Origin of the sequence: Rhodovarius sp. (assembly GCF_040399605.1) — a bacterium.
Classification (GTDB): Bacteria; Pseudomonadota; Alphaproteobacteria; order Acetobacterales; family Acetobacteraceae; genus Rhodovarius; species Rhodovarius crocodyli_A.
Map to the genome: position 1 here is coordinate 1 of NZ_JBBARU010000139.1, position 3,912 is coordinate 3,912.

Below are 3,912 nucleotides of genomic sequence, written 5' to 3' on the forward strand. Positions count from 1 at the left end.
GGTGAGGACGAAAGGCCCCATGCCCAAAGAGCTCCAGCAGGAGGCGCCGCGCCAGCGGGAGCAGCTGGCAGGGCTCAGCAGAGACCTCACGGCAGCAGACTGTCTCCTCGGCAGCCATACGGTCCCCCCCTCCCGGGTCAGAGTCTGGGTCAGAGTCTCGCGGAGCAAGCACGCGCCTTCAGAGGGCAAAGGCGGCTAGAGGAGTGTCTGACAATTGAGACTGTTCTTGACCGGCGAGACCCCCCCTCCTTGCGAGCCACCCGACCGAAGTCTTCAGATTGGCTTGACGTATCGCAAGATTTTAAAAGGAGCGCAGCAGCCGGACCTTCTTCAGCTGCAAGCTCCAGCCCTTCTGGTCTTAAATGTGCCCGCTTCTGACGAGTCTCCTGGCCAAGTCGGCAGTAAACCCGAGTGAATGGAAGGACCTGAAGTTGACAATCTTTGCCTCGTACCTCACCCGTAGGCGCCTCTTTTGATCTAGGCGGCCAAAGACGTGTTCCACCATGATGCGGCGCCTGCCGCGAGGATCCGAGGGTTGTGGAGGGTGCCGAGGGGCACCCGCCACCCTTCTCTTCCGTTTGTGATCAATAATGGGGTTGAGACCGTGCCTGATACAAGCTGCCCGGCAGGTGAGGGTATCGTACCCCTTGTCTGCCAGAAGCATTCGACATGGCTCGAGTGGGCCCAAGGTGCGGCTGGATTGATCTAGAAGGTGGCGAAGGGTCGTGCAGTCGTTCTTGTTTGCTGCGTGGTAGCAAGCAAAAAGAGGCGCACCCAAGGTATCAGCTAGGACAGAAACCTTTGTGGCGCGCCGCCCCCGATCAACCGGATTGCTACCCAGTACATCCTGGCCGTATACGTTCTTGACGAAGCTCGTGTCAGCTACGAGGTTGCACGGGGTCTCCGAACTCAAGAAGTACAGTTTGGCCAGGTCGTGGAATTCGTCGTCAAAAAGTCTCATCCGGGACCATCTGTTGAAGTGGTGGAAGACAGTCTTGGGAGATCCGCCTGGCACTTCCAGGTCCCTCCAGGAACATCCGGATGTACAGACGTGCCAGATGCGGCCCAAAACGTACCGGATGCTAAGCTTTCGGGGTGGCCCTCGGTTCGACGCGTGCGACGCGACCCTGTCAGCAAGGCGATCCAGAAAGGCATCTTGTACTCTTTTCGCTTCGGCAGCCTTTGCCGCGGTAGACATTTCGAATCCTCCCCCCCGCCCTCCCCCCCTCTCCCTTGGCCCTCAAGAAAGCCCGCGGTGACGCAGAGCACCGTCAAGCCCTCCAATCCCAAGCGAGGCAAGCGAGAATGGCTGGAGAAGGAAAGTCCCGGGCACCTTTTCTTCCTGGAGAAAGCGTCGCGCGTTCGCGGGCCCAGGAAATATGTGGGGGCAGACTAACAAAGTAGCCGCTGCGGTGCGCCGGAACGGCCGCCGCAGCGTCATCATGCCCTGGTCCCTTCATGCAGCTCTCCAGCGCGACGAAGGCCAACAGCGCCGTCAAGTGCGCCTTCAGCAGCTTGGGTTGCTCCGCGGCCCTCCGCCAGGCGGTGGATGACCTTGCTGTGCGGATGCAGCTGGTGGCCGTGAGAGGGACGCACCTGGCGAATCACCTTCTGGCGGGCGTCTTGAACGCCTCCCCCGGCCCCGGTCCTCTGGCCGCCATCCCAGACGTCTTCGATTGTTCTTGGTGGCAGCAATGCTTCAAGGCCGCTGCCAATCCCCGCTCCGGAAAGCCGGGCCCTCTCTGCGAGGCGTCTCGGCGCCTCTTCGCCGACGGCCAAGTCGTGCGGATGGGTAGTGCGGGGACGCACGCCGTGGAGACGCTCGCCCAGGATATCCGCACGAATCTCCAGGTGATGCTCATCTTAAACTTCCACAAGCAACTCCGAAAGGCCTTCCGGAGGGACGTGCTTTGTTGGACCGCAGCCCGTGACTTCGAACTCGAGACCAGAGACCGCGAGAAGATGGTGGATTACTGCGTCTGGCGCTGCGTGCAGCAAGGCAGCCGCTTTCAAGAGGTCACCTTCCCCTTGGAGGATTGCGAGCCCGCAGAATTGCGCAGCGATCTTCAGGCGGAGCTGGACGAAGAGGTCGAGCGCTGGAGAGCCCGATACGGCGATCTGGTCGGGTGTCCGGCCCCCGCCTTCGTGTCCAACCTGAAATATCCTCAGTTGCTCCGGCTCTTTTGCTGGTTCGTGGACCTGCAGCGCCAGAGGCGGGATCGGCTGCAAGAGCTGACCCAAGTTTTCGGAGGCGACGGGGAGAAGGCTAGGAAAGCCCTGGGGGCGGCGGCCAAGGCCATGCGGCCTCTGCCCTTGTGCAAGCTCCGCGTCGGACACGTGGCCGTGGACAGGACCACTCTAAAGTCCCTCCTGTTGGAACTTCGAGCGGCCGGCCATCCCGTCTCGGACCTGGAAATCCCGCTTCTGACGGCGGTCGAGGTCCCAAGGGACGAGAACGGAGAGCCGGTCCGGAAGAAGCCCAGGAAGCATGCCGACGGCAACGACAAGAAGACTCGGAACCGTCGGATCGGAGCGGACGATGCCCGCGAGACGGAACTCTTCTGGTCACACTTTCCCAAGGCGAAGCGCTTGCTGCGGGGACGGGCGGGAGCTGCCTTGTGTCCCTTCATCCGGACCGACGGCATCTCGTGCTCCGTCGCGGTCCACCTTCCCGGCCGGCCCAGCACCAAAGAGGAGGTCAAGGTGCTCAAGTCCTTCGAGAACAGCTGCGATCTCTCGCCCGGGAACCCCCGGCCGTTGATCCGAAGAAATGATCAGCGGCTTGTGTCTGTCGACCCCGGGCGGAGGGACATGGTGTACTGCTGCGTGAAGGCAGGGTCGGAAGTGAGTCCCACCACGAGTTTCTTCAAAGTCTCTACGCGGCAACACGTCAAAGAGGCCAAGCGAAGGAGAGTTGCGGGAGTCACCGAGGCGCTCCAGAAGCGTACCATCCTCTCGGCAGAGGAGTATAGGGAGCACGACCGGCACCCCGACCTTCACTCTGCCCTGGTCCATATGCCTAGCAGCAAAGCCTTCGAGACGTACGGCGCCTATGAGGCGGCCATGCTCCCCATTTTGGAGGAGGCGGTCACGGCCATGGGCGCCCGCAGGCTTCGGCGCGAGGCTCTTCTCTCATTCATGAGCAAGGACAAGGCCCTCGACAAAATCTGTCACCAGATCTGTGGTGGCGTGGCCATAACAAAGGCCCAAAAGAGAGGCGGGCAAGCCCGTGTCCTGGTGGCGTTCGGAAACGGCGGCAAGGTTTCAACAACCGGTTGCGGCTACGCTCCAGCGCCCCAGGCTCGGCTCCGCCACCGCCTCCAGCACGTCTGGGGAGCACAGGTCAGCCTCATCAACGAATATCGAACTTCGAAGTGCTGCAGCAAGTGCGTACAAGAGACGCAGCTGTGCGGACAAGTGATGGGGATGGTCTACAAGCGCCGAAATAAGGGACAAGTTCTGAAGAGGCCCGTCAAGATTCACGGCGTCCTCAGGTGTCCGGACCGAGAGCACGGGTTTTGCCACCGTGACAGGAATGCGGCGGTCAACATCATGGCCATATATGAGGCTTTGGCCGCGGAAAACCCCCGGCCAAAGCACCTTGTCCCTAAGGGGCGATTTGCCTGAATGGAGGACTTGGGTCCTCCCGCTGAGGTCTTAAGTGAAACCTCATTGCACGAGTCTTCGGACTGTACAGAGTTGACGATTTATCAGACACTCTGTAGCGCGTTTTGCCAGGACTCGTTCTGCGGTCGTCGGTTTGCCCGAGCGGTCAATGGGGGCGGACTTAAGATCCGCTGCAGGCACACCTGCGCGTGGGTTCGAACCCCACAGCCGACATTGAGGCCTGAGGGGCGCCACACGGCCCCCCGCGGGGGAGGCTTCAAAGGCGCCGCTTTGTCCGGGAAGAAG

General features: G+C 61.4%; 2 protein-coding genes and 1 tRNA gene. 2 read left to right on the plus strand and 1 reads right to left on the minus strand.

The features are described 5' to 3' along the window. Positions 1–358: 358 nt before the first annotated feature. On the minus strand, positions 359–1,198 hold the full coding sequence (locus ABWP84_RS18235; RefSeq protein ID WP_353213448.1) for an IS5 family transposase: 840 nt from the start codon (positions 1,196–1,198) through the stop codon (positions 359–361). Between the two features lie 260 nt (positions 1,199–1,458). On the opposite strand from ABWP84_RS18235, the gene ABWP84_RS18240 reads away from it, so the two are divergent. Beyond that, entirely contained in the window at positions 1,459–3,627 is a 2,169-nt protein-coding gene (locus tag ABWP84_RS18240) for a hypothetical protein (RefSeq protein WP_353213449.1), read from the plus strand. 127 nt (positions 3,628–3,754) lie between these two features. Continuing rightward, a tRNA-Leu gene (locus ABWP84_RS18245) sits at positions 3,755–3,840 on the plus strand. Positions 3,841–3,912: the final 72 nt, after the last annotated feature.